The organism is Streptomyces sp. NBC_01255, assembly GCF_036226445.1.
Lineage (GTDB): Bacteria > Actinomycetota > Actinomycetes > Streptomycetales > Streptomycetaceae > Streptomyces.
The window spans coordinates 7,722,367-7,747,057 of sequence record NZ_CP108474.1 but is presented as its reverse complement, the minus strand read 5'-3'; the positions used below and the strand labels follow the sequence as shown (position 1 = coordinate 7,747,057).

18 protein-coding genes are annotated in these 24,691 nt (G+C 70.3%); 12 read left to right on the top strand and 6 right to left on the bottom strand.

Annotated elements, in window-relative coordinates; genetic code table 11:
• Window positions 1-125 precede the first annotated feature (125 nt).
• Window positions 126-548 carry a MarR family winged helix-turn-helix transcriptional regulator gene (locus OG357_RS35170; protein WP_329624956.1) on the top strand — a complete coding sequence of 141 codons (423 nt, stop codon included), beginning with the start codon at window positions 126-128 and terminating at the stop codon, window positions 546-548.
• An 86-nt stretch (window positions 549-634) separates the two neighbouring features.
• Here the strand turns inward: OG357_RS35170 and OG357_RS35165 are convergent, their stop codons facing one another.
• A complete protein-coding gene (locus OG357_RS35165; protein ID WP_443066774.1) occupies window positions 635-862 on the bottom strand; it encodes a CsbD family protein in 228 nt (75 codons plus the stop codon).
• A 258-nt stretch (window positions 863-1,120) separates the two neighbouring features.
• On the opposite strand from OG357_RS35165, the gene katG reads away from it, so the two are divergent.
• The 3 genes from katG to OG357_RS35150 all read left to right on the top strand — a co-directional run bounded on the left by katG (window position 1,121) and on the right by OG357_RS35150 (window position 4,846).
• Window positions 1,121-3,310, top strand: a complete 2,190-nt coding sequence (katG, locus tag OG357_RS35160; protein ID WP_329624955.1) for a catalase/peroxidase HPI — start codon at window positions 1,121-1,123, stop codon at window positions 3,308-3,310.
• Window positions 3,311-3,469: 159 nt separating this feature from the next.
• A complete protein-coding gene (locus OG357_RS35155) occupies window positions 3,470-4,204 on the top strand; it encodes a translation initiation factor IF-2 (protein ID WP_329624954.1) in 735 nt (244 codons plus the stop codon).
• A 120-nt stretch (window positions 4,205-4,324) separates the two neighbouring features.
• Window positions 4,325-4,846, top strand: coding sequence for an ATP-binding protein (locus tag OG357_RS35150; protein WP_329624953.1), 522 nt, complete (start codon window positions 4,325-4,327; stop codon window positions 4,844-4,846).
• Between the two features lie 8 nt (window positions 4,847-4,854).
• On the opposite strand, the gene OG357_RS35145 is transcribed toward OG357_RS35150, so the two are convergent.
• The 4 genes from OG357_RS35145 to OG357_RS35130 form a co-directional block, all read right to left on the bottom strand.
• Complete coding sequence (locus OG357_RS35145) at window positions 4,855-5,697, bottom strand: hypothetical protein (protein WP_329624952.1); 843 nt, start codon at window positions 5,695-5,697, stop codon at window positions 4,855-4,857.
• Between the two features lie 79 nt (window positions 5,698-5,776).
• Window positions 5,777-6,628, bottom strand: coding sequence for a universal stress protein (locus tag OG357_RS35140; protein ID WP_329624951.1), 852 nt, complete (start codon window positions 6,626-6,628; stop codon window positions 5,777-5,779).
• Between the two features lie 124 nt (window positions 6,629-6,752).
• Window positions 6,753-7,754, bottom strand: a complete 1,002-nt coding sequence (locus OG357_RS35135) for a transcriptional regulator TrmB (protein WP_329624950.1) — start codon at window positions 7,752-7,754, stop codon at window positions 6,753-6,755.
• A 137-nt stretch (window positions 7,755-7,891) separates the two neighbouring features.
• Complete coding sequence (locus OG357_RS35130; RefSeq protein WP_329624949.1) at window positions 7,892-11,638, bottom strand: S8 family peptidase; 3,747 nt, start codon at window positions 11,636-11,638, stop codon at window positions 7,892-7,894.
• A gap of 229 nt (window positions 11,639-11,867) precedes the next feature.
• Between OG357_RS35130 and OG357_RS35125 the strand changes: the two genes are divergently transcribed.
• From OG357_RS35125 to OG357_RS35095, 7 genes are all read left to right on the top strand, one after another.
• Window positions 11,868-13,346, top strand: a complete 1,479-nt coding sequence (locus tag OG357_RS35125; RefSeq protein ID WP_329624948.1) for a gluconokinase, GntK/IdnK-type — start codon at window positions 11,868-11,870, stop codon at window positions 13,344-13,346.
• Between the two features lie 32 nt (window positions 13,347-13,378).
• A complete protein-coding gene (locus OG357_RS35120) occupies window positions 13,379-14,296 on the top strand; it encodes a cyclase family protein (RefSeq protein WP_329625792.1) in 918 nt (305 codons plus the stop codon).
• Window positions 14,297-14,445: 149 nt separating this feature from the next.
• A complete protein-coding gene (locus OG357_RS35115; RefSeq protein WP_329624947.1) occupies window positions 14,446-16,026 on the top strand; it encodes a GMC family oxidoreductase in 1,581 nt (526 codons plus the stop codon).
• A gap of 160 nt (window positions 16,027-16,186) precedes the next feature.
• Window positions 16,187-17,026, top strand: coding sequence for an SDR family oxidoreductase (locus OG357_RS35110; protein WP_329624946.1), 840 nt, complete (start codon window positions 16,187-16,189; stop codon window positions 17,024-17,026).
• Window positions 17,027-17,068: 42 nt separating this feature from the next.
• Window positions 17,069-18,529, top strand: coding sequence for a cytochrome ubiquinol oxidase subunit I (locus tag OG357_RS35105; RefSeq protein WP_329624945.1), 1,461 nt, complete (start codon window positions 17,069-17,071; stop codon window positions 18,527-18,529).
• Window positions 18,526-19,560 (top strand): cytochrome d ubiquinol oxidase subunit II, encoded by a 1,035-nt coding sequence (locus OG357_RS35100; RefSeq protein ID WP_329624944.1) that lies wholly within the window; start codon window positions 18,526-18,528, stop codon window positions 19,558-19,560. The genes OG357_RS35105 and OG357_RS35100 overlap by 4 nt, the downstream gene beginning before the upstream one ends.
• On the top strand, window positions 19,557-21,332 hold the full coding sequence (locus OG357_RS35095; protein ID WP_329624943.1) for a cation:proton antiporter: 1,776 nt from the start codon (window positions 19,557-19,559) through the stop codon (window positions 21,330-21,332). Before OG357_RS35100 ends, OG357_RS35095 begins: the two co-directional genes overlap by 4 nt.
• 16 nt (window positions 21,333-21,348) lie before the next feature.
• Here OG357_RS35095 and OG357_RS35090 read toward each other — a convergent pair whose 3' ends face one another.
• Window positions 21,349-23,199, bottom strand: a complete 1,851-nt coding sequence (locus OG357_RS35090) for a glycoside hydrolase family 15 protein (protein WP_329624942.1) — start codon at window positions 23,197-23,199, stop codon at window positions 21,349-21,351.
• Between the two features lie 210 nt (window positions 23,200-23,409).
• On the opposite strand from OG357_RS35090, the gene OG357_RS35085 reads away from it, so the two are divergent.
• Window positions 23,410-24,687, top strand: coding sequence for a DUF2254 domain-containing protein (locus tag OG357_RS35085; protein ID WP_329624941.1), 1,278 nt, complete (start codon window positions 23,410-23,412; stop codon window positions 24,685-24,687).
• The last annotated feature ends 4 nt before the right edge of the window (window positions 24,688-24,691 follow it).

Sequence of the window (24,691 nt, the reverse complement as noted above, 5' to 3'; positions counted from 1 at the left end):
TGCGACGACGCTGACGCTGAGCCCGGCAAGCCCAAATCCTACAGCAATGCTGCTCAGTTTTGCTGTACAGCATTGCTGTGCAGGTCAGGGGCACAGCTCTGCCGACCAGCGGGGTAAAGTGCCCTATGCCCACCTCGGAAGCCGCCGCCATCGCCGCCGAACTGCGTACCGCGATGGGCAAGCTCACCCGACGCGTCAAGCACGAGGACCGCATCCCGCTGGGCCAGGCCGCCGTACTCGGCGCACTCGACCGCAACGGCGCGATGACCACCAGCGACCTCGCCGCCGATCAGCGCGTACGCCCCCAGTCGATGGCCCGGTCGGTGGGCCTGCTCATGGAACAGAACCTGATCACGCGCCGGGCGCACCCCACGGACGGACGCAAGACCCTGGTCGAGCTGTCGGACGCGGGCCGGGCCGCCCTCGAAGCGGAGCGCGGCCGCCGGGCGGGCTGGCTGGCCCAGGCCATCGAGGCCGAACTCACCGACGAGGAGCGCGAGTTGCTGGCACGGAGCGCCGCCCTCCTGGAGCGACTCGCCACGCGCTAGGACAGGAAGTCGCGGACGGACGCCGCCCCCGCCTCACACAGGGAGGCAGGGGCGGCCGGCACCGACGCGTCAACCGCTCGCCGGGTCTACTTGTCGCGGCCCAGGGAGTCGCGGACGCCCTTGGCGCGCTCACGTACCGCCTCGACCGCCTCCCGGACCTTGCCCTTCATCTGGTCCGTCCTGCCTTCCGCCTCCAGGCGCTTGTTGCCCGTCACCTTTCCGGCGGCTTCCTTCAGCTTGCCCTTCGCCTTCTCCATGCCCTTGCCGGCCATGACGGGGTCACCCCTTTCCTGCGGATCGATCCCACACGTCACGCTAGTCACGCTAGTCACGCACCGGGAATCCCGCCCGTCGAGAAGCGCGAGGAACGCCGCTCGCAATTCCGTTGCGCTCTCACGATGATCAGAAGATCCACCGCCCCTGGGAATTTGACCGTGTTATGCGGGGCCCTCTGCGTGTTCCCCTGACGGTGCGGTCCATGGTGCGCGACCATACGGACGCTGACGCGGTCGTACAGCGTTCAGAGCAAGCAGACGGCAGACGAGAACACCGAGACAGGAAGAAGGACGGACGTGTCCGGCAGCGAAAGCGAGAACCCGGTAATCCCCGCCCCCACGCCCACGCCGACCCGGCCGAAGACGAATCGGGACTGGTGGCCCGATCAACTGGACCTTCAGGTTCTCCACCAGCACTCGCCCCAGTCCGATCCGATGGACGCGGACTTCGACTACGCGGAGGAGTTCGCGACCCTCGACGTCGACGCGCTGAAGCGCGACGTCATCGAGGTGATGACGACGTCGCAGGACTGGTGGCCGGCCGACTACGGGCACTACGGGCCGCTCTTCATCCGGATGAGCTGGCATGCCGCCGGGACGTACCGCATCGCCGACGGCCGAGGCGGTGGCGGCTCCGGCGCTCAGCGCTTCGCCCCCCTCAACAGCTGGCCGGACAATGCGAGTCTCGACAAGGCACGCCGCCTGCTCTGGCCGGTCAAGCAGAAATACGGACGGAAGATCTCCTGGGCCGATCTTCTGGTCTTCGCCGGTAACTGCGCCATGGAATCGATGGGATTCAAGACGTTCGGATTCGGCTTCGGCCGAGAGGATATCTGGGAACCCGAGGAGATTTTCTGGGGGCCCGAGGACACCTGGCTCGGAGATGAACGCTACAGCGGCGACCGGGACCTTTCCGGTCCTTTCGGTGCCGTACAGATGGGCCTGATCTACGTCAATCCCGAAGGGCCCAACGGCACCCCCGATCCGATCGCGGCCGCCAAGGACATTCGCGAGACGTTCGCGCGCATGGCGATGAACGACGAGGAGACGGTCGCGCTCATCATCGGCGGTCACACGTTCGGAAAGTGCCACGGCGCGGTCGATCCCGAGTACATCGGTCCGGAGCCCGAGGCCTGCCCCGTCGAACAGCAGGGTCTCGGCTGGCGGAACACGTACGGCAGCGGCAGCGGCGTCGACGCGCTCACCAGTGGGCTGGAGGGCGCATGGACCTCCGCGCCGACGACGTGGGACAACGGCTACCTGGACAACCTGTTCCGGTACGAGTGGGAGCTGACGACGAGCCCGGCCGGCGCGCAGCAGTGGACTCCGACGGATCCCGCGGCGCAGGGCACGGTGCCCGACGCTCACGATCCGTCGAAGCGCCACGCTCCCATGATGCTGACGACGGACCTCTCCCTGAAGCTGGATCCGGTCTACGCGCCGATCTCGAAGAGCTTCCACGAGAACCCGGAGAAGCTCGCGGACGCGTTCGGCAAGGCGTGGTACAAGCTGTTGCACCGCGACATGGGGCCCCTCTCGCGCTACCTCGGCCCGTGGATCCCGGCACCGCAGCTGTGGCAGGACCCCGTCCCCGAGGTCGATCACCCGCTCGTCGGGGACGAGGACATCGCCGCCCTCAAGAGCAGCATCCTCGCCTCGGGACTGTCCGTCTCCCAACTGGCCACCACCGCCTGGGCGTCGGCGGCAAGTTTCCGCGGCACGGACAAGCGCGGCGGGGCCAACGGGGCCCGGATCCGGCTCTCCCCCCAGAAGGAGTGGGAGGTCAACGACCTGCCCGAAGTGGCCGATACGGTGCGCGGCCTCGAACGGATCCAGCAGGACTTCAACAGCGCGCACTCCGGCGGTGCGCAGGTCTCGCTCGCCGACCTGATCGTCCTGGGCGGATGCGCGGCCGTCGAGCAGGCCGCGAGGAACGCCGGGCACGACATCACGGTCCCGTTCGCGCCGGGGCGCACGGACGCCTCGCAGGAGCAGACGGACGTGGAGTCGTTCGCCGTGCTCGAACCCAGGGCGGACGCCTTCCGCAACTACCTCCGGGCCGGAGAGAAGCTGTCACCGGAGACCCTCCTGCTGGACCGCGCCAACCTGCTGACCCTGACCGCTCCCGAGATGACGGTCCTGACCGGCGGCATGCGGGCGCTGAACACGGGCTTCGGGAGGTCCCCGCTCGGTGTCCTCACGCAGCGGCCGGAGACTCTGACCAACGACTTCTTCGTCAACCTGCTCGACATGCGCACGGAATGGAAGCCGTCGGCGTCGAAGGAGAACGTGTACGAGGGCCGGGACCGCGCCACCGGCGAGGCCAGGTGGACGGCCACCGCAGCCGACCTCGTCTTCGGTTCGAACTCCCAGCTCCGGGCGGTCTCGGAGGTCTACGCGTCCGCGGACGCGGGAGCGAAGTTCGTCCGTGACTTCGTGGCGGCGTGGGACAAGGTGATGAACCTCGACCGGTTCGACCTCGCCTGAGTCCGACCGATGTCCCGGTCCGCCGCCCGTCGGCGAACCGGGACATCGTCACGATCCGGTCTGGCCGATGGGCCCGCACCGGGGCTGAGTACGATCACCTACGCCGGTCTGAGTACGCGGACGGTCGCCCGCCGCGCGCGGCGCCGGAAAGGTGGACACATGCGCCGACTGCTGCTGCTCGCACCGCTGTTGCTGTCCATCGCCGGCTGCGGCGTCGTGCAGCCCTCCGATGAGGATGCGGCGGACGTCGCACGGGAGGTGGCCAGAAAGGCGAGCGAGCGCCTCCACAGCCAGCGTCCTCGCACGGCGGAGGAGGTCGGGCGCTCCGCTTCCGGCATCGACGGGGTGGAGGTACTGCGGCTGACGGGTACCTCGACCCACGACGGGGACGGCGTCGACGTGGTCGTCCGCACGTCCGGCTCGGCGTACAACAGATGGTTCGACCTCGACGAGATCACCGTGCTGCGCTGTTTCGCGGTGCGGGTGTCGCCGAAGTCGGAGTGGGGTGAGGATCCCAGTGACGTGGACTGCCCGGACGGCCCTCCGCTGACCTTCGCCCCGCCGCCCGAACCGCCCCGGCTGCCGTACGAGGAGCTCGACGCGAAGCTTCCCCGGGTACCGGAGGGCGGCCTGGTGAACGAGGCCGAGGTACGCCGTACGGTCGCGGCCCTGGACCTGCCTCCGGCGGTCCGTACCGAGGTGAAGGCGGACGGCGGCCGGGTCGGCGTTCTCCTGTCGGTCAAGGGCAACGGCTTCGACCCGCAGGACTGCCTTCTCGCCCGCGTGGTGCCCGGCGCCACCGAGGTATGGGTGCCGACCCGGATCCAGCGGATGCCCGGAGAGGGCGGCTGCTCTGTCGGCAACGCCCTGGACCCGGTTCCGCCGCCGCACTGAACGGGGTGCCCGACATCATGGGAAGTAGAGGGCGGCCTTCTCCAGTACATGGCCAGCGTCGTGTCGAGGATCCGGGCGTCCTGGGCCGCCCACGACCCGCGGGCGCTAGTGTCGAGTGCCATGATCGTATGGCTGAACGGCACCCACGGGGCAGGCAAGACGACGACCAGTGCACTCCTCCAGGAGTTGATCCCGGATTCACGGGTGTTCGACGCCGAGAAGGTCGGCGAGACGCTCATGGACATCACGCCGGGGCTGCCCGAGACGGACAACTTCCAGCACTGGCCGCCGTGGCGGCCGCTCGTCGTCGAGACCGCCCGCCGCGTACTCGACTACACCGGCGGCACCCTGGTGATGCCCATGACGGTCCTGGTCGAACAGTACTGGCGCGAGATCAGCACGGGCCTCGCCCAACACGCCATCCCCGTCAGGCACTTCGTCCTCCATGCCGACCAGGACACCCTCCGCGGGCGCATCGAGGGGGACACTGTCATGGGCCCCTCCGCCTTCCGCCTCAAGTACCTCGAGCCGTACGCCGAAGCGGCCCGCACATGGCTGCACGGAGAGGCCGAGGTCGTCGACACCACGCACCTCACTCCCGCACAGGCCGCGCTGCGGATCGCGGGAGCGCTCACGAGCTGAGGCCGGTCCTAGGGACGTTCGAAGGCCTGGAGGACACCACCCAGGGAGAAGCACAGCGCACCGCACAACGTCCCCCAGTTGGCGATGTCAGTGTTGACCAGGCTCTGGGTGGTGGGCCGGGTGAAGGCCGCCAGCGCGGCGACCATGAAGAGCACCGACCCGAGCTGATTCACCGCGACCACCCACCAGCCGAGGCTGCGCGAGCGAAGGCAGGGGCGGGAGCGGTGACAGATCTCGACGAACGCGAGATGACCCGACACCAGGAACAGCACGCACCCGATCACGTCGGGTGTCCAGATCAGCCGGTTGGTCTGCTGGACGGTGAGCCCTTGCAGGAAGGAGTCCAGCAGGTTGACTCCGAACACGAGCGTCCCGGCGAACAGCACGAACGTACTGAGCCAGTCCACACGCATCGGCTCGTACCCCCACCACCGCCAGCCGGCCGTGGCCAGTGGGCCGCCCCCTTCGGAGTGGCGAGGCGCGTTCAGCACCTGCAGGAGCGAGGTGTAGCCCCCGGCACTGAAGAACAGCCCGCCCACGAAGTAGATCGAGGCGCTCTCGACCGGGTCGCCCGAGCCGAACTGGGCGACCCCGGCACCGAGAGCGAAGAGCAGCCCGCCGAGGATGAACGCACCCGAGGCGACGGAGTTGAGCCGCCGAAGACGGCCGAGGGCTCCGGCATCGGTCGTCCGAGACGCGGATACCGTGCCCCCGGGGCCGCGGACGGACAGCGCCCCACGCTTGCGCGCGAGCCGCGACTCCCACACCACTGTCTCCCCTTCGGGGCGGTGCCAGGTGAGCCGGGTGGTAAAAGGTCCCGCGCCTTCGGCGCCATGCTCAGGCGGTGTCACGCCACGAGCCTAGTTCCCGCACCGCTGCCCCTCGGCCAGTGAAACGTGCTCCGCGCCACAACGACGCCGTCCGCACCTGTCAGGTGTGCGGTACGACGGCCACAGGGCAGGAGGCGTGGTGGATGACGGCGTGGGTGACCGATCCGATGTGCGCGCCCCTGGCCGCCCTGCGCCGGCCGACGACCACGAGGCGGGCGTCCGACGCGGCCTCGATGAGATGCTCGGCCGCCCGTCCCAGGGCGGACACCTCCGCCACCTCCGTCTCCGGGAACCTGTCCCGGAAGGGCCGCACCGCGGTGGCAAGCGCTGACGCCCTCTCGTCCTTCGTGGCCGCGTCGGGGTGGTGGACGAAGGAATCGTGCCACGTGTGCACGATCTCCAGCGGTACGCGGTGCCGCCCCGCGAAGTCGAACGCGAAGTGCAAGAGCTCGTCCTTGACGTCGTTCACATCGAGGCCGAGGACCACTTTCCGGCGGCTGCTCCCCTCGGACGCGCCGGAACCGTCCTTCTCGTATCCGGGGCGAACGAGAACCACCGGACGCTCGGCTCCCGCGACGACCTCCTGCCCCACCGAACCGACGATGAACCCGCGGACGCTGCCCAACCCATGCGAGCCCACGACGAGCAACTCCGCCTGGGAGGCGGCGGAGAGCAGCACGTTGACGGGGCCGTCCTCGACCTCGTCGGCGGTCATGGCGAGGTCCGGCTGCCGGGAACCGACACGCCGCTCTGTCGCGGCCAGGACGCCTTTCGCCTCGCCTGCACGGTCAGCGTGCGACACCTTCATCGCCCCCAACTGATGCTCCGCCCACCGCGTGGCGTACACCAGTCGCAGGCCGTCGCCGCGCAGCGCCGCCTCGTCGGCGGCCCAGTCCACCGCCGCCACGCTTCCTTCTGAGCCGTCCACTCCCACAGTGACGGGTCGGGACATGCCGCTCTCCTCGCCTCGGGCCATCGTCGACAGCGAAGCTACCGAGGCGCTGGAGCCTCGGCGTGCTTGGCCTTCGGCGACGCTGCCGAAGTGCCCCATCTGGCGGACGCCGCCCTCGTCCGGTTCAGGGAACCTCTGCCCAGCCGTTTCGTACGGCGTGGGCGCCCAGCTGCATCCGGGTCCTCACTCCGGCCAGGTCCATGAGGTGGCGCAGGCGCCGGTGCAGCGTGCGCGGTGACAGACCGAGTTGCGTCGCGGCGGTCAGGTCCGTCAGGCCGGCCAGGAGCAGGGCGAGGATCCTCCGGTCGAGGTCGGTGGGGCCTTCCTCGCCGACCTCGACGGTCGGATCGGCCTCTCGGCCGGCACCGGCCAGTTCCAGGGGGCGGGCGGTGCGCCACACCGTCTCGAAGAGTGCGTCCAACGCGTCCAAGAGGCCGCTGCGGTGCAGCAGCACGGCGCCGGGTTCTCCGGCCGCTGTGACCGCGAGCGGGACGAGTCCGAGGTCGGCGTCGGCCAGGACGAGTTTCATCGGCAGTTCGTCGGCGACCCGCAGGTGCACGCCCTTGCCCAGGGAGTCGATCGCGTCGTCGATGATGCCGGGCTCCGCCAGGACGGCCCGGTCCAGCACGGCGCGGAAGTGCACGCCCCGGCCGATGGCCATGGGTTCGGCCGTGTTCTCGTCAGGAGGCAGGGCGACGAACGGCGCGGTGATGAAGGAGCGGACCTGCGTGCGGGCCGCCTGCTGCACCTGGAGGAACCGGTGCCGGATGGCGTCGACGCCCGTGACGACCTCGATCAGGTCGCTGATGCTGCTCCCGGTCATCGCCGCACGGTGTTCCTCGGCGAAGGTCACGAGGGCGTGCTCGGCCATGCGCAGCCCGTCCCGGCGCTGGCTGATGAGAGCGCCGAGCGCCATGGCCGGCGGTGCAGCGGTGAACCGTTCGTCCGCCGACCGGGTCGCCAGCCCCCACTCGACGAGGCGGGACAACGCCGTGTCGACGTGGGCCTGCGACAGGGCGGCGAGGTCGGCCAGGCCGGCGAGACGGATCGCGGTGGAGTCCGGCCGTCCGAGCAGCGCCCGGTAGACGCGCTCGTCATCGGGATCGAGGCCAAGGACATCCAGCATGGGCGATCGACTCTCCTCCGCTTGCCGCAGCGGGGAGAGTATCCGCCATGGCGGCAGAGCGTGAATAGTCCCTGCTGGGAGCAGGTGCGAGGGGAAGGGCCCCGGGGAGTCGCCTCCCCGGGGCCCGGCGGTGCGGCTCATCGCAGGCCGTACGCCCGGATGATCTCGTTCGTGACGCCGAAGCCGCTGTCCGTCCCGGCGCTCGCGCGGAGCGAGACGAAGCCGCCGGGCTTCTTGGCCGTCCTGAACGCACCCGTCCAGGAGCCGTCGGCTCGCTGGGCCAGGGTGACCTTCTGCCAGCGGGCGCCGTCGTCGTACGAGACGTCCAGCGTCACCTTGGTGACGGTGCCCGGCACGGTCCCGAGGTTCATGGACACCGGCTTGAGCGCGATGTTCTGGGTCGTGCCGGCCTTGACGTCGCCGTGCAGGTCCGTCTCCAGCGCGTAGTCCAGGTTCAGCACCGAGAACGGCTCGAAGAAGTCCGAGTCGACGGTGTCGGACATGAAGGTCCACTCGGTGTGGGTGCGCGTCGACAGCCGGAAGACATCGCCGGGCCGCTCCACGTCGAGGACGGCGCGGTAGGGCAGGTTGCCGGCCGGCACCTCCACCCACTGCATGTCTCCGCTGACGGGGTTGTCGTGGATCAGCGTGTCGCCCTGGAAGACCTGTAGGTGGGACGGTGTCTCACCCCAGGGCAGGTAGCCGCCGAGCCGCATGGTGTCGCTGGCGGAGGCCCACGCCTGCACGTTCCAGGTCATGTAGTTCTGCCAGCGGGAGTTGTACACCCCGAACGACTCGCTCTGACCGGGCCGGGTCGCCGGAGCGAACCAGTCCAGGCGGGTGGTGCTGCCCTTGGCGTACGTGTTGTCGCCGGACACCATCGACCACGGCAGCGGTCCGTCGGCGCCCTGCGTGTGGAACTCCCTCCAGACCTGGCCCGGGGTCACCCACTCCGTACGGGTGCCCGGGTGCCACTCGCGCTCGGGGAAGTTGAACGACGGGCTGAGGGTGAAGTCGGACCGGTAGCCCTCCGCGGCCCGGCCGCCGGCCGCCGCGTAGTAGCGGGCGTCGATCCGGGCGAGTTCCGCCTTGCTCGGCGTGTAGACGAGGGCTCGGTCCGGCACCTGGCCGGGGTAGTCCCGGGTCAGGTCGTAGACGAAGGGCGTGTGCTCGGTCTGCTTCACGGTCAGGGTGAAGATGCCTGCCTTGGCCATCGCGACAAGGCTCTTGCCCGCGTCGCGGTGCACGGTGGCGACCGGGATGGCCGACTCCCCGACGTACTCCATCAGGCCACCGGCACGGTCGTTGACCACGATCAGCGCCTTCGCACCGGCCGCGACCGCGGCCTCGGTGCGCTCCTGCGGCGGGACCTCGTCGCTGCGCTCGACGACGACGATCTTGCCCTTGGCCGTCACGTTCTCGTACGCGGCCGCCGCGCCGGTCCCCGCGTAGACGGCGCGCAGCGTGTCCGAGCCGGTGCCGAGTGCGCTGCCCGCCTGTACCAACGTCTCGAACGGGACCCGGCCGCCCAACGCGCTCAGGCCGAGCTGCGGTTCCCCCTTGCGCCAGCGCGTGATCAGCATGAACTCGCCTTGCGTCATCGCCTCCGTCGGCGAGACGTACACATCGTCGTACGCCGGCGGCACCACGTACGCGCTGCGGTAGTCCATGTACGGGTCGAGGCCCTTGTAGTGGACGTTGAAGTCGACCTTGCGCTGGCGGTCCTCGGTGCGCTGCGGCGCCTCGGTCCGGAGCAGGCGTGCCTTGCTCGCGTCAAGCACGACGTCCGCGGAGCCGTCCTTGAGCACGGTCTCCGGGTCGACCAGCACGGCCAGACCCGAGCGGTCCGTCTTCTCGCCGGGCACGTCGACGTACCCCGCGACGGTGTACAGGCCGGGTGCCATGCGCATGGTGGTCGAGCCCTCGACGTAGACGTTCCACGGCCAGGGGTCGCCGGCCAGGTTGACGCCGACCCAGCCGGCGGCGGGCTTGCCGTCCTTGCCGACCAGCGTGATGTTCAGGTCGTAGCGCTCCTCCTCCTTGAGCAGCGCCACGGACGTGCGGGTCACCGGCTGTCCCGTGGCGGCGTCGGCGGCCGTCACGTAGCCGCCGTGGCGACCGGCCGAGGCGGTCCGCGGGTCACCGGTCACCGGGACGGCGGCGGTGCCGCCGGCCGGGACGGTCACCTTGGTGGCTCCCAGCGTGAACGGGCCGTCGTCGGTCAGCGCCAGGTTCAGGGTGACATCGGCGGAACCGGTGTTGGTGAAGGTCAGGTCCTTCGTGACGGCGACGTCGCCCGGCTCGTGCGGCCAGGTGTAGTTGCCGAAGAAGAGCGACCCGGTGGCCCGGACGGTGGTGCGCACGGCTGCGGCCACGTCGAGGCGGCCGGTGCCGACCTCGTACGGCGAGTAGCCGCCGTCCAGGCCCTTCGCGGTGCTCGTCAGGTGTTCCTTGAGCTGCGCGCCGGTCCAGTCCGGGTGCTGCTGGGCCAGGATCGCCGCCGCGCCGGCCACGTGCGGGGTGGCCATCGACGTACCGCTGATGGTGCGGTAGAGGCCCTCCCCGCCGTCGGTCATCGCCTGGGAGCGGGCGGCGGTGATGTCGACGCCGGGTGCCGCGATGTCCGGCTTCATGCCACCGGACCCGGCCAGCGGACCGGTGCTGGAGAAGGACGCGAGCCGGTCCTCCTTGTCCGTGGCGGCCACGGTCAGCGCCGACGCCGCCGCGCCCGGGGCCGAGATGCTCTCCGGGCCGGCGTTGCCGGCGGCTATGACGAAGAGGGTGCCGTACTGCGCGGACAGTGCGTCGACCGTCTGTGACATCGGGTCGCTGCCGTCGGTCGGGTAGGAGTCGCCGAGGCTCATGTTGACGACATCGGCACCGGACTCGGCGGCCCACTGCATCCCGGCCATGACCCAGGAGTCCTGGCCGTAGCCCTCCGCGCCGCCGAGCACCTTGCCGACGTACAGGTCGGCGCCGGGCGCGACACCCTTGTGGTCGCCACCGGAGGCGGCGCCCGAACCGACGATCGTGCCGGCCACATGCGTACCGTGCCCGTTGACGTCGGTGACGCCCTCGCCCGGCACGAAGCTCGCCGTGCCGTCGACGAGACCGGCGACGTCGGGGTGCCCGGCGTCGATGCCGGTGTCGAGCACGGCGACCTTGACGCCCTTGCCGGTGTAGCCGGCCGCCCAGGCCTCGGGCGCGCCGATCAGCGGCACGCTCTCCTTGAGGCTCGCCTTCACACGGCCGTCGAGCCACAGCTTCGCGACTCCGGCGCCCAGTGTGTCGCTGCCCCGGGGCGCGACGGAGGTCCAGAAGGTGCGGGTCTGCCGCTTCTCGGTGCTGAGCGCGGCGCCGCGGATGCCTGTGAGCTTACGGGTCAGCCTGCTGCCGCGAGGAGGCGTCGGCTCGACGGCCGCACGGGACGTCGGCTCGACGTAGGTGGCGATCAGCGGCACGGCGGCCGCCTTCGCGTCGTCGTACCCCATCTCGATGAGGTCGGTGACGTTGAACAGCCGCCGATCCAGCCTGTCCGCTCCCAGGAGCGGCACCGCCTCGTCCGGGATGACGTACAAGTCGCCTTTGATCTCCTGGAGTTTCACGCCGCCGACGGCGCTGTCGGGGCGGTCGACGTCGGCGATCTGCTTGCCGTCGGCGGCCGTGGTGACCGTGACGACGTCGCCGGTGACGAGAGTGACCCGATGGGTCGCCGACGGCTTGGCGGGGACGGTGGGCTTCGCGGGGGCGGTGGGCTTGGCCGGAGCGGCTTGTGCGGGTGCCTGCAGAACGGCGAGCCCCGAGGCCAGCAGGGCCGCGGTGGCCGCCGCGATCAGCCGCCGGCGCCCACGCCGAAAGCCGGAAGGACGAGAGGGGGAGTTCATGCCATGGGTCTATCGACCGGTGAACGCCGCCGTGAAGGCCTCGTGACGGCAAGTCCTCGCCATGGCAAAGGCTTGTCAGCCGTGTACCGCGCGATTCCGGGCGGAAAGACGCGGTACGGACGCGGGTGCCGACATGCGCCGGGCGACGCCGGGGGGCAGATTGGAGGTATCCGGCCCACCGGACGGAGACGCCTCGGCGGGCACACGAAGTGGAGGATCCTGTCGGACCATGGCACGCGAAGAAACGACAGGTGAGCCTCCGCGGCTGGTTCTCGTCGTCGGCATCGCCGGGTCGGGCAAGTCGACAGTGGGGCGCCTCCTCGCCGAGCGACTGGGCTGGGCGTACCGGGACGCGGACGAGTTCCACTCCGAGGCCGACCGCGCCAAGATGGCCGCCGGCCATGCCCTCACGGACAGCGACCGGGAGCCGTGGCTCGAAGCGATCGGGGAGTGGATGGACCGGGCGACCGCGGCCGGCCGGCGGGCCGTCGTCTCCTGCTCGGCGCTCAAGCGGGCGTACCGGGACCTGCTGCTGGCAGGGCGTCCCGACGCTCTTCTGGTGTATCTGCACGGCTCGCGCGAGCTGCTGAAGTCCCGGCTGGAGGCGCGGCGCGGTCACTTCTTCCCGGCGGTCCTGCTGGACAGCCAGCTCGCGGTCCTTCAGGAGCCGGAGCCCGATGAGCACCCGTTGGTGGTGGAGATCGACCAGCCTCCGGAGGCCGTCGTCACCGCTGTGCTGTCGCTCATGCGCCAGGGGTCCGGCCTGATCGGCAAGACACCCCCCGGTCCCACGGGCAGGTCATGGCGGCTGGTCCGGGGAGAGCAGAGCGCGGACGTGGTCCAGTTGGGCGGCGCCCTGCGCGACTACGCCGTGAACGGCGGTCCGCTGCTCGACGGGTTCTCCGCGGAGTCCACCATCACGGGCGGGCGGGGGCAACTGCTCGTCCCCTGGCCGAACCGCGTGGGCGGCGGACGCTACCGCTTCGAGGGCAGGGATCTGCAACTCCCCCTGACCGAGGTGGAGAAGGGCAACGCGATCCACGGCCTGCTTCGCTGGACTCTGTGGGAACTGCTCGCCCGCACCGATGACGCGCTCATGCTCGGCACGACGCTCTGTCCGCAGCCCGGATATCCGTTCCTCCTCGATGTCCGTGTCGAGTACCGGCTGGGGCCCGACGGGCTCGGCGTCTCGGTCCGGGCCACCAATACCGGTACCGAACCCGCGCCGTACGGTGTGGGCCAGCATCCCTATCTCACGGTCGGCACCGATCTCGTCGACAGCGCCGTGCTCACCGTTCCCGCCCGGAGCCTGCTGCGTACCGACGACAGGGGCCTGCCCCTCGGTCAGGAGCCCGTCGACGGCACCCCGTACGACTTCCGCACCGCCCGCCCCATCGGCGACCTACGGCTCGACAGTGCCTTCACCGGACTCGACCGCGACCCTGACGGGCGGGCGATCGTCCGGCTGGCGCACCCCTCCGGACTGCGGGGCATCGACCTCTGGCTCGGCGAGGGAACCCGCTGCGTACAGGTGTACACGGGCGACACCCTGGCCGAACCCGAACCCGAACGGCGGCGACGGGGAGTCGCCGTGGAGGCGATGTCCTGTCCTCCGGACGCCTTCCGTACCGGCACGGATCTCACCGTCCTGCCACCGGGGGCGACCCACGTGTTCCGCTGGGGGCTGAGCCCATGGGAGTACTCATGACCCCGTCCCTGGAGCCGCCGACGGCGAGCGGCATGACCGCGCGCGATTTCCGGGCGCTCTACGAGCGGCTCCGGAACCAGGCGGCGCCGCCGGCCGTGGACGGCCGGTGCGGCGCGCTCCGCCATCTGACACCTGAGCGGGTGGCGGCGGCGGCCGCGGAAGTCCGCACGGGGGACACGGTGTCGCTGGCGGCTCCGATCGAGACCGTGCGAGGCCCTGACGATCCCGAGCCCGCGGTACACCGGATGACCGGGCCGAGCGCGAGCGAACTCGGCTCGCACGCGCTCCACTTCGCCACGGACCGCTTCGCCATGAACGTGCACGGCGACGCGGACAGTCATCTCGACGCCCTCTGCCATGTGGTGTTCGACGGGGAGCTCTACGGCGGGGTGCCCGCGCGTACCGTGACCGCCGACGGCGCCCGGCGGCTCTCCGTCGACGTGCTCGAGAACGGCATCGTCGGCCGGGGGGTCCTGCTGGACGTCCCGCGGCTGCGTGGCGTGCCCTGGCTGGAGCCGGGCGACTCCGTGACCTCGGACGACCTGACGGCCGCCGAGGCCGCGCAGGGGGTCCGTGTCGGACCGGGCGACCTGCTGTTCGTCAGGGTGGGACATCGCCTTCGGCGCACCGAACTCGGGCCGTGGGACTCGGCCGAGGCACGGGCGGGCCTTCACCCGACCGCCGTGGACTTCCTGGCCGAGCGCCACGTCGCGGCTCTGGGCGGCGACGGCAACAACGACACCGCGCCCAGCGTGGTGGAGGACGTCGCCTTCCCCGTGCACGTCCTGGCCATCCATGCCATGGGGGTCCACCTCATGGACTACCTGCGGTTCGAGGACCTCGTCCCGGTCTGCGCGCGGACCGGGCGCTGGAGTTTCCTGTGTGTGGTCGCCCCTCTGCGGCTGACCGGAGCCACGGGATCGCCCGTGAACCCCATAGCGGTGCTGTGAACCGTACGCGTGCCGGGGCCCGCCCTCCGGTCGCCGTCCACGAGGAGGGCGGCTACGTTCGAAGGAGGTGGGCCGCCGGACCCCCGCCCAGCGGGGCGCCAGGTGCCTGACACCAGGTCGGGGCCATGATTCCAAGGACGGTGGTCGCCATGGGCGACGCCCCTCACTACGACGTCGTCATCATCGGCACCGGCGCCGGCGGAGGCACTCTCGCCCATCGGCTCGCCCCGTCCGGCAAACGCGTCCTCCTTGTCGAACGCGGCGGCTACCTTCCGCGGGAGCGGGACAACTGGGACTCGACGGCCGTGTTCGTCCGGGGCAAGTACCGCGCGCCGGAGTTCTGGCTGGACAGGAACGGCGACGAGTTCCCGCCCGAGGTCAATTACTACGTCGGCGGCAACACCAAGTTCTACGGGGCCGCCCTCTTCCGGCTGCGTCCGGAGGACTTCGGCGAGATCCGGCATCACGGCGGCATGTCCCCGGCCTGGCCGATCCGGTACGAGGATCTGGAGCCGTACTACACGCAGGCCGAGCACCTCTACCTCGTCCACGGACGGCACGGCGAGGATCCCGGCGAAGGCCCGGTGAGCGCGCAGTACGCCCGTCCACCGGTGGAGCACGAGCCGCGCATCCAGCAGCTGAGCGACGACCTCGAGAGGCGCGGTCTGCACCCCTTCCACCTCCCGATCGGCGTCGATCTGAGCCAGGAGGACGGGGGGCGGGCCGCCCACTCCAGCGTCTGCATCCGATGCGACCGGGTCGACGGCTTTCCGTGCCTCGTGCGAGGGAAGTCCGACGCCGAGGTGATCTGTGTGGGTCCGGCCCTGGAGCACCCCAACGTCGAGATGGTCACGCACACCCAGGTGGTCCGTCTGGAGACCGACGCCCGGGGACACAGCGTCAGCGCGGTCGTCGGCCGGCTGGCGGACGGTTCGGAGGTCCGGTACACGGCGGACGTGGTGGTCGTCTCGTGCGGGGCGGTCAACTCCGCCGCGCTGCTGCTGGCCTCGGCGAACGACCACCATCCCCGTGGCCTCGCCAACAGCTCGGACGTGGTCGGCCGGTTCTACATGCGGCACAACAACCTCGCCCTGATGGCGGTGTCGAAGGAACCCAATGACACCCGGTTCCAGAAGACCCTCGCCCTCAACGACTGGTACTTCGGCGCGGACGACTGGGAGTTCCCGTTGGGCGGCATCCAGATGCTGGGCAAGTCGGATGCCGAACAGATCCACGGGGAGGCCCCCCGATGGGCCGGTGCGGTGACACCCGACATGCCGTTCGAGGTGCTGGCGCATCACGCCGTCGACTTCTGGCTGTGCGGTGAGGATCTCCCCCTGCCGGACAACCGGGTCACTCTCGACGGCGACGCCCGCATCCGTCTCACACTCGACGAGAAGAACAACGTCGAAGGCCTGAGGCGGTTGCGGCACAAGCTGCAGGGAATGCTCGGCCACCTCGGCATGCACGAGCACCACCTGCTGTCCCGCAGCATCTACCTGCACAAGGGCATGCCGATCGGTGCGACGGCGCACCAGGCGGGCACCGTCCGATTCGGCACCGACCCCGCCACCTCCGCACTTGACGTCGACTGCAAAGCCCACGACCTCGACAACCTGTACGTGGTCGACACGAGCTTCTTCCCGAGCATCGGCGCGGTCAACCCGTCCTTGACGGCCATCGCCAACGCCCTCCGGGTCGGGGACCACCTCTTGGCCCGGCTGGGTTGAGAACGGCGCCCGTCCGCTGGTCCGTCCGGAGGAAGATGCTGGGCTCAACGGCGCAACGACGATTCGGAGGAGAGGCCGACCGCCTCATCGGGTGATTGCGTGAGACGCCCGGCCGCGCCGGCCACGGGCTCGGCGCGGCCGCGCAGCGAGGAGGCAGGGAATGGATTCCACTGTGGGGGCACCGCGGAGCGTGATCCCGGAGCGCTTGCTGCACGGCCAGAAGGCGCTGGTCACCGGCGCCAATTCGGGCATCGGCAAGGCCACGGCCATCGGTCTGGGCCGCGCGGGCGCCGACGTGGTCGTGAACTACGTGGCGGGCCGGGAGGCCGCCGAAGAGGTGGTCCGGGAGATCGCCTCGTTCGGGGTGCGCGCCGCGGCGTACGAGGCCGACGTGTCCCAGGAGGACCAGGTCGTCGCCATGACGGCGCGGATGGTCGAGGAGTTCGGCACCATCGACGTCCTCGTGGCCAACGCGGGACTGCAGCGTGACGCCCGGCTCACGGACATGACCCTCGCCCAGTGGCAGAAGGTCATCGACGTCAATCTCACCGGTCAGTTCCTGTGCGCCCGGGAGGCGGCCAAGGAGTTCCGGCGCCGGGGCGTGGTCCCGGAGGTCTCCCGCTCCGCCGGGAAGATCGTCTGTATGAGTTCGGTGCACCAGCTCATCCCCTGGTCGGGCCACGTCAACTACGCGTCCTCCAAGGGCGGGGTGCAGATGATGATGCAGACCCTGGCCCAGGAGCTGGCGCCGGAGAAGATCCGGGTGAACGCGGTCGCCCCGGGGGCGATCAAGACGCCGATCAACCGCGCTGCCTGGGAGACGGCCGAGGCGCGGGAGGACCTCCTGCGGCTCATCCCGTACGACCGGATCGGCGACCCCGAGGACATCGCGCACGCCGTCGTCGCGCTCGCCTCCGACCTCATGGACTACGTGGTGGGGACCACCCTGTACGTCGACGGCGGCATGACGCTCTTCCCGGGCTTCGCCACGGGCGGCTGACCGTCTCCCGGCCTGTCACGTCCACGAACAGCGAAGGCTTGCATGTCCACCTCGCTCCACCTGCTGGCGGATGCCCCGGCCCAACTCCTGCCGGCCCGGGAACTCATGGCCTTCACGCTGGCCTCCCACATCATCCTGGTACCCCTGGGCGTCGCCTTCCCCTTCATCACCCTGGTCATGCACTACCGCGGGCTGCGCCGCGCGGACCCCACGGCCCTGCTCCTGGCGCGGCGCTGGTCGGCCGTCATGGCGGTGCAGTTCGCGCTCGGCATCGTCACGGGCACGGTGCTGTCGTTCGAGTTCGGTCTGCTCTGGCCCGGCCTGATGGGGAGGTGGGGCGATGTCTTCGGCATCGGATTCGGCGTCGAGGCCTGGGCCTTCTTCCTGGAGGCCGTGCTCATCGCGATCTATCTGTACGGGTGGCGGCGGCTGAAGCCGCGGACGCATTTCCTCCTCGGGCTGCCCCTGCCGTTCGCCGCACTGCTCGGCGCGTTCGGCATCCTGGCCGCCAATTCCTGGATGAACACGCCGCAGGGCTTCTCGCTCGACTCCGCGGGCAACCCGGTCGACGTGAACGTCTGGAAGGCGATCTTCACGCCGATGTTCGGACCGCAGTACTGGCACTTCGTCGTGGCGATGATCATCACGGCGGGCTTCATGGTGGCCGGGGTCTATGCCGTCGGCTGGCTGCGCGGCCGCCGGGACCACTACCACCGGCTCGGTTTCACCGTGCCCTTCACCATCGCCGCCGTCGCCACCCCGGTGCAGTTCGTCCTCGGCGACGCCATCGCCCGGTCGGTGTTCCACAAGCAGCCGGTGAAGTTCGCCGCGATGGAGATCGTCTGGAAGACCGACACCCGGGTACCGGAGTACCTCTTCGGGAGGCTCCACGAGGACGGCACCGTCTCGGGCGGCATCAAGATCCCGCTCCTCGACTCGGTCCTGGCCGGGTTCAGCCCGAACACCGAAGTGGTGGGACTGACCTCCGTCCCCGCGGACCAGCGCCCCACCGCGACCCAGGCGACCATCGCGCACTGGGCCTTCGACATCATGGTCCTGATCGGATCCGCGCTGGTCCTGCTCGCCCTCTGGTACGGGTTCGTCTGGTTGCGGCACCGCCGACCGCCCGCCTCGACGTGGTTCTACCGCGCGGCGGCCTGTGCGGGCGTGGCCTCCGTGGTGGCCGTCGAGTGCGGCTGGATCGCCACCGAGGTGGGACGCCAGCCCTGGATCGTGTACGAGAACATGCGGGTCGCCGAGGCGGTGACGTCGACCCGTGCCGGCACCCTGTGGATCATGCTCGGCGTGGTCATGGTGGTGTACGTCCTCCTGTTCGGTACGTTCCTCCGGATCCTGCTGTCGATGCGGACGCGCTGGCGGCTCGCGGACGAACAGCGCGCGGCGGGTGGTGCGGCACCGGATCCCGAGGCCGACACCCCCTACGGCCCACGGGCCGCGCAGAAGGCCGCCGCGAACGGTCGCACGGGGAACGGTCGCCCATGACCGCCGACCTCATCGCCATCGTGCTGCTCCTCGCCGTGACCGCGTACGCCTGCGCCGGCGGTACGGACTACGGGGCCGGATTCTGGGACCTGACCGCCGGAGGGACGGAACGCGGCCGGCGCCCCCGGTGGCTCATCGACCACGCCATGGCTCCGGTGTGGGAGGTGAACAACGTCTGGCTCGTCTTCGTCCTCGTCGTCATGTGGACCGGCTTCCCCACCCTCTTCCAGACCGTGTTCTCCGCGATGTGGCTGCCGCTGGCCCTGGCGGTGGTGGGCATGGTCCTGCGTGGCGCCGGATTCGCCTTCCGCAAGCCCACCCGGCGGCTCGCCGGACGGCGCCTGTTCGGTGCCGTGTTCGCCGTGGCCTCGCTCGTGACGCCGTTCTTCCTCGGAGCCGCCGTCGGAGGCATCGCGTCGGGACGCGTCACGCCCGGTACGACGGCCTCGGCCGACGCCTGGATCAACCCCACCTCGCTCGTGTTCGGGCTGGTGGCGATCGCGACCACGGCCTTCCTCGGCGCGGTGTTCCTCACCGGTGACGCCCGCAGATTCGAGGCGCCCGATCTCGTCGGCTACTTCAGGCGGCGGGCACTGGGCAGTCTCGGCGTGCTGACCGTCCTGGCCGTGGTCACCGGGTTCGTCACCCATGAGGACTCCCCCTACGTGTGGCACGGCCTCACCCACGGCCTGGGACTGCTCTTCGTCGCCGTCGCCGGAGCCGCCGCACTCGCGACCGGCCTGCTGCTCCTGCGTACACCGGGCATGTGGCTGCGCGTCTCGGCGGTCGGCGTCGTCGCGTCCGCGGTCCTCGCCTGGGGCATGGCCCAGCGCCCCTACCTTCTCCCCACCTCGCTCACCGTCGCCGACGCCGCCGGCGCGCCCGCCACCCTGACGTGGCTGGCGTTCGTGACCCTCGTGGCCCTGGTGCTCGTCGTGCCGGCCGTCGTCTTCCTCTACTGGCTCGACGCCCGCGGCGAGCTGGAGGAGCTCACCGACTCCGACCTACGAGCAGGAAGGAAACCGCAGTGACCGACGACGAGATCCTTCTCGGACTCGCCCTGACGGTGGTGCTCGCCACCGGTTCGCAGATCCTGGCGAGCAAACTGCGCGTCCCGGCCCTGATCATCCTGCTGCCCGTCGGGTTCGCCGCCGGCGCGATCACGGACGTCATCCACCCGGAGAAGCTGCTGGGCCCGGACTTCTCCGCCATGGTGTCGCTGGCCGTCGCGGTGATCCTCTACGACGCCGGTCTGGGGCTCGACCTGCGCAAGCTGGCCCACCACACCCGGGGGATCGTGGGCAGGCTGCTCGTGTACGGCGTGCTGCTCACCTTCCTCGTCACCGGGACGGTGGCACCGGCGATGTTCGACATGCCGCTGCGCGTGGCCGCGATGCTCGGCATGATCCTCGTCGTCTCCGGGCCCACGGTCGTGGGGCCGATCCTCGACTTCGTACGGCCGAGCGACAAGGTGCGGCGCATCCTGATCTGGGAAGGGACGCTGACCGACCCGATCGGTGCCATTCTCGGCGCCCTCACCTTCCACGCGGTCGCTTCGACGCACCGGATCGACATCGGTCGGGGCTACCAGCTGGGTCAGTTCATGCTCAGCCTCGCCTTCGGGCTGGCGGGCGGGATCGTGGCAACCGCTCTGCTCTGGTTCACCCTGCGCACCCTGCGACTCGGCGAGACCCTGGGCACCCTGGCCCAGCTCGCCGTCGTGATCGGCGTGTCCGCGGGCTGTGACATCGTGCGGGACGACACGGGGCTCATCGCCGCGATCGTGGCGGGCCTCGCCGTCTCCAACATCCGCGGCTTCGACATGCCCGCGCGCCGCCCGTTCCTGGAGACCCTGGTCCAGCTGATCATCGGGCTGCTGTTCGTCTCCATCTCCTCCACGGTCACCCCGGCGTCGCTGGTGCCGGTGCTCCTCCCCTCGCTCGGTCTGATCGCGATCCTCGTCCTGGTGGTCCGCCCGATCGTGGCCTTCGGCGCCGCGGCGCGCACGGACCTCTCACGCGGCGAGCGTGCCTTCGTCGGATGGATGGACCCACGCGGCATCGTCGCGGCGGCGACGGCGTCGGCCTTCTCCGCGGGCCTGGTGGAACGGGGAGTGCCCGGGGCGGCGAAGGTCCTCCCCGTCACCTTCCTGGTGATCGTGGGAACCGTGCTGCTCTACGCGCTGACGGCGGCGCCCGTGGCCAGACGGCTGGGCGTCGTCAAGGCGGAGGGCACCCGCGTCCTCCTGGTGGGCGGCGAACCGTGGGTGGTCGACCTGGGCAACGCCCTGCGGTCCGCCGGCCTCGACGTACTCATGTGGGCGGGACTCGACGAGGAACGGGAACGGATCAAGCGGGCGGGCCTCGAACTGGCGAAGGGCGATCTGCTGGCCACGGCCATCAACCCCGGGGCCCGTCTGGAGGGCGTGACGGCCGTCTTCCTCGCCACGGACGACGACGACTTCAACGCGCTCGCCTCGATCGTGATGCAGGACAACGTCGAGGGCCCCGTCTACCGGGTGGGGCCGCCGCACGACAGCCACGGCGTGGTCGCTCCGTACACCGGCGGCGACATCCTCTTCGGCCGCTCCCTGGTCCGCCACGTCCTCGCGGAGCGGTACGGGCGGGGAGCCCGGTTCACGGTGCGGCCGGCCGCCGCCCCGCTGCCGCCGGAGTACGACACGCTGTTCGTGGTACGGGCGGACCACCGGCTGGAGCCCGTCACGGAGCGACAGAAGACCGTCCCTCAGGAGGGTGACACCGTCGTCCTCCTCGGGCCCGCGCCCACCACCGCACCACGCTGAGGCGCTCGCGGCCCGCCTACCGTCCGGCGCGCCGCGTGTCCTGAAGCATCGAGTCCAGGGTGATCGCGGCATCGATCAGTGCCAGATGCGTGAAGGCCTGGGGGAAGTTGCCCAGCTGTCGTCCCGTCAGATCGATCTCCTCGGAGTACAACCCCAGGTGGTTGGCGTACGTGAGCATCTTCTCCAGCACCAGCCTGGCCATGTCGGTGCGTCCGGCCCGGGCCAGGGCGTCGACGTACATGAACGTGCACAGGGAGAAGGTTCCCTCGGAGCCGCGCAGTCCGTCGGGGGACGCCTCGGGGTTGTAGCGGTAGACGAGGCTGTCGCTGACCAGTTCACGCTCCATCGCGTCCAGAGTGGACTTCCACAGGGGGTCGCCCGGCGTGATGAAGCCGACCGTCGACATGCGCAGCAGCGACGAGTCGAGCACGTCGTCGTCGTAGTGCTGCACGAACGCCCGCTTCCGCGGGTCCCAGCCACGGTCGAACACCTGCGCGTAGATCTTGTCCCGCGCGTCGACCCAGCGTCCGCCGGCCGCGGGACGGCCGTCGTCCTGGCCGATCCGCAGGGCGCGGTCGAAGGCCACCCAGGACATGACGCGACCGTAGGTGAAGTCCTTCCGGCCTCCGCGCGTCTCCCAGAGCCCTTCGTCGGGCTGATCCCAGTGGTCCGCCAACCAGTCGATCAGGGTGTGCAGGGCCTTCCAGCCGTTGTGGTCGAGATGCATGCCGTGCTGGTGCGTGAAGTAGATGCTGTCGAGCGCCTCACCGTAGATGTCCAGCTGGAGCTGGCTCGCCGCTCCGTTGCCGATGCGGACCGGGGCGGAGCCGCGGTATCCCTCCCAGTGGTCGAGGGTCTCCTCGACCAGGTCGGCGGAGCCGTCGACCCGGTACATGATGTTCAGCGGTCCCGAGCCGTTCTCCTGGCCTGCCTCCTGCTTCACCCGGTCGTGCAGCCAGTTGATGAACGCGGACGCCTCTTCCTTGAATCCCAGGCCCAGCAGGGCGTACACCGAGAAGGAGGCGTCACGGATCCAGGTGAACCGGTAGTCCCAGTTGCGCTCCCCGCCCAGCTGCTCGGGGAGGCCCGCCGTGGGTGCGGCGACCAGGGCGCCGGTCGGCGCGTACGTCATGAGCTTCAGCGTCACGGCGGAACGTTCCACCGCCTCCCGCCACCGGCCTGAGTACGTGGACTGCCCCAGCCAGGAGCGCCAGAAGCCGACGGTCTCGTCGAAGAGGCGCTCGAACTCCTCCAGGCCGATCTCACGGGGAGGCCCGTCGGGGGCCGATTCCATGACCAGGCCGCGCTGCTGCCCCGCCCGCAGGGTCAAGGTGAACTGCAGGTCGTCGTTGTCTCCCCGGCGGATGCGCAGCAGGCGCTCGTCCTGCGGCTCACGAACGGGGTGGACGGCGAAGTCCAGGTCGTCCGAGGTGAACAGGGCGCCGTACTCGGTGACGTGCAGTTCGTGCGGCTTGCGGCCGTAGTCGAAGCGCGGAGCGAACTCCCCCTCGAACGTGATGCTGCCGCGTACGCAGCGGAGCAAACGGACGAGACGGTGCCGGTCCGTCGCGGTGGTCCCGGTCACCGGCATGAAGTCGACGACCTCGCCCGCCCCGGCCTCCGTCATGAAGCGCGTGACCAGAACAGCCGTGTCCGGGTGGTAGAGCTGTTTCGTCGTGTACGTGTCCGCGACCGGCCGCACGGTGAAGTGGCCGCCCTTGCGCCGGTCGAGCAGAGCGCCGAAGACGCTGGGCGAATCGAACCGGGGGCAGCAGAACCAGTCGATCGTCCCGTCGGTCGTCACGAGCGCCGCGGTCTGCAGATCACCGATCAGACCGTGGTCCTCGATCAGGGGATAGTCCTCCATCGCGGGCCCCTTTCAGCCCCGGTCGACCGCGTTCGGGGCATCAGCGCGCCGAGGGTGCGGTGGACCGGACTGCACCCGATCAGCTTAGGCCGACGACGTCGCTCCGTCCTGGCGAGAGCGTGACGCGGGGTGACGGCGGGGTCGCTGTGCGCGCGTCCGGGAATCGCCCTACCGTGAGGTGGAGGAGATCCTTCGCGAAGGGGGCGTGGCATGGGCGTCAGGCCGTCCTGGGCGGCCAGGTTCAGGTGGCGGCAGTACATCAAGGCCAGCCTGTGGATCGTGCCGATGCTCGGGCTCGTCCTCGGCACGCTTCTTGCCGAGGCGGCCCTCGCCGCCGACAGCGCGGACTGGCCGCCGAGCGGCTGGCACTACTCCGCCACGACCGCGAGCGGCGTGCTCACCGCCATCGTGGGCGCGATGGTGGCGCTGCTCGGGTTCGTCGTCACCATCGGCGTGCTGGTGGTACAGCAGGCCACGGGAACGCTCTCCCCCCGGTACATGCGCCTGTGGTACCGGGACCGGCTGCAGAAGGCGGTTCTGGCGACCTTCACCGGGACGTTCGCGTTCGCCTTCTCCCTGTTGAGGAGTGTCGAATCCTCATCGGTCCCCGATCTCGGGGTCACCCTGGCCGGTGCGGCGGTGGCCGTCAGTCTGGTACTGCTGCTCGTCTACCTCAACCGGTTCACCCACCGCCTCCGACCGGTGGCCATCGCGGAGTTGGTCGCTCACCTGGGAGAAGCCGTCTTCACCGAGGGCGCCGCGGCGATCCGGGGCGCCGCGCCCCGCGAAGGCGGAACCGTGCCGTCGGACGGTCCGGTGATGCGCATCCGTACCGTGCGCGGCGGCGTCATCCAGGCCTTCGACGTGCCCGGTCTGGTCGCGGAGGCGGGCCGCCACGACTGCGTCCTCGTCGTGACGCGGCTGATCGGGGACTTCGTACCGCCCGGCACCGTGCTGGTGGAGGTCCATGGGGGCACGTCCAGACCCGACCCTGAGCGGGTGACCGGTTCCGTGGCCCTCGGGGCCGAGCGCACGATCGAACAGGATCCCGCCTTCGCGCTGAGAGTCCTCGTCGACATCGCGATCAGGGCTCTCTCCCCCGCGGTGAACGACCCCACGACCGCGGTGCAGGTCATCAACTACATCGAGTGGTTCCTGCACACGGTCGGCGGCACGCGGCTCCCCGGGCGTTACGTCCTGGCCGATCGCGGTGGGGACGCCCGGCTCGTGCTCCCGGGCCGGGACTGGGACGACTACCTCCAGCTCGCCGTCTGCGAGATCCGTGACTACGGAGGGTCGTCCGTGCAGATCTGCCGGAGGCTCCGGGCCATGCTCGACGGTCTGCTCGACACCCTGCCGCCACCGCAGCACTCCGCCCTGCGCACGGAGCTGCGCCTCCTGCAGGAATCGATCGAGCGGGAGTTCACCGACCCGGCCCGGCGGGCCATCGCGGAGCAGGCCGACCACCAGGGCATCGGCGGGCAGTGACTCA

Excerpts from the sequence above, each read along its gene's own strand:
- OG357_RS35170 (WP_329624956.1), top strand. The coding sequence starts at position 126 with ATGCCCACCTCGGAAGCCGCCGCCATCGCCGCCGAACTGCGTACCGCG.
- OG357_RS35155 (WP_329624954.1), top strand. The coding sequence starts at position 3,470 with ATGCGCCGACTGCTGCTGCTCGCACCGCTGTTGCTGTCCATCGCCGGC.
- OG357_RS35150 (WP_329624953.1), top strand. The coding sequence starts at position 4,325 with ATGATCGTATGGCTGAACGGCACCCACGGGGCAGGCAAGACGACGACC.
- OG357_RS35140 (WP_329624951.1), bottom strand. The coding sequence starts at position 6,628 with ATGTCCCGACCCGTCACTGTGGGAGTGGACGGCTCAGAAGGAAGCGTG.
- OG357_RS35135 (WP_329624950.1), bottom strand. The coding sequence starts at position 7,754 with ATGCTGGATGTCCTTGGCCTCGATCCCGATGACGAGCGCGTCTACCGG.
- OG357_RS35130 (WP_329624949.1), bottom strand. The coding sequence starts at position 11,638 with ATGAACTCCCCCTCTCGTCCTTCCGGCTTTCGGCGTGGGCGCCGGCGG.
- OG357_RS35125 (WP_329624948.1), top strand. The coding sequence starts at position 11,868 with ATGGCACGCGAAGAAACGACAGGTGAGCCTCCGCGGCTGGTTCTCGTC.
- OG357_RS35120 (WP_329625792.1), top strand. The coding sequence starts at position 13,379 with ATGACCGCGCGCGATTTCCGGGCGCTCTACGAGCGGCTCCGGAACCAG.
- OG357_RS35115 (WP_329624947.1), top strand. The coding sequence starts at position 14,446 with ATGGGCGACGCCCCTCACTACGACGTCGTCATCATCGGCACCGGCGCC.
- OG357_RS35110 (WP_329624946.1), top strand. The coding sequence starts at position 16,187 with ATGGATTCCACTGTGGGGGCACCGCGGAGCGTGATCCCGGAGCGCTTG.
- OG357_RS35105 (WP_329624945.1), top strand. The coding sequence starts at position 17,069 with ATGTCCACCTCGCTCCACCTGCTGGCGGATGCCCCGGCCCAACTCCTG.
- OG357_RS35100 (WP_329624944.1), top strand. The coding sequence starts at position 18,526 with ATGACCGCCGACCTCATCGCCATCGTGCTGCTCCTCGCCGTGACCGCG.
- OG357_RS35090 (WP_329624942.1), bottom strand. The coding sequence starts at position 23,199 with ATGGAGGACTATCCCCTGATCGAGGACCACGGTCTGATCGGTGATCTG.
- OG357_RS35085 (WP_329624941.1), top strand. The coding sequence starts at position 23,410 with ATGGGCGTCAGGCCGTCCTGGGCGGCCAGGTTCAGGTGGCGGCAGTAC.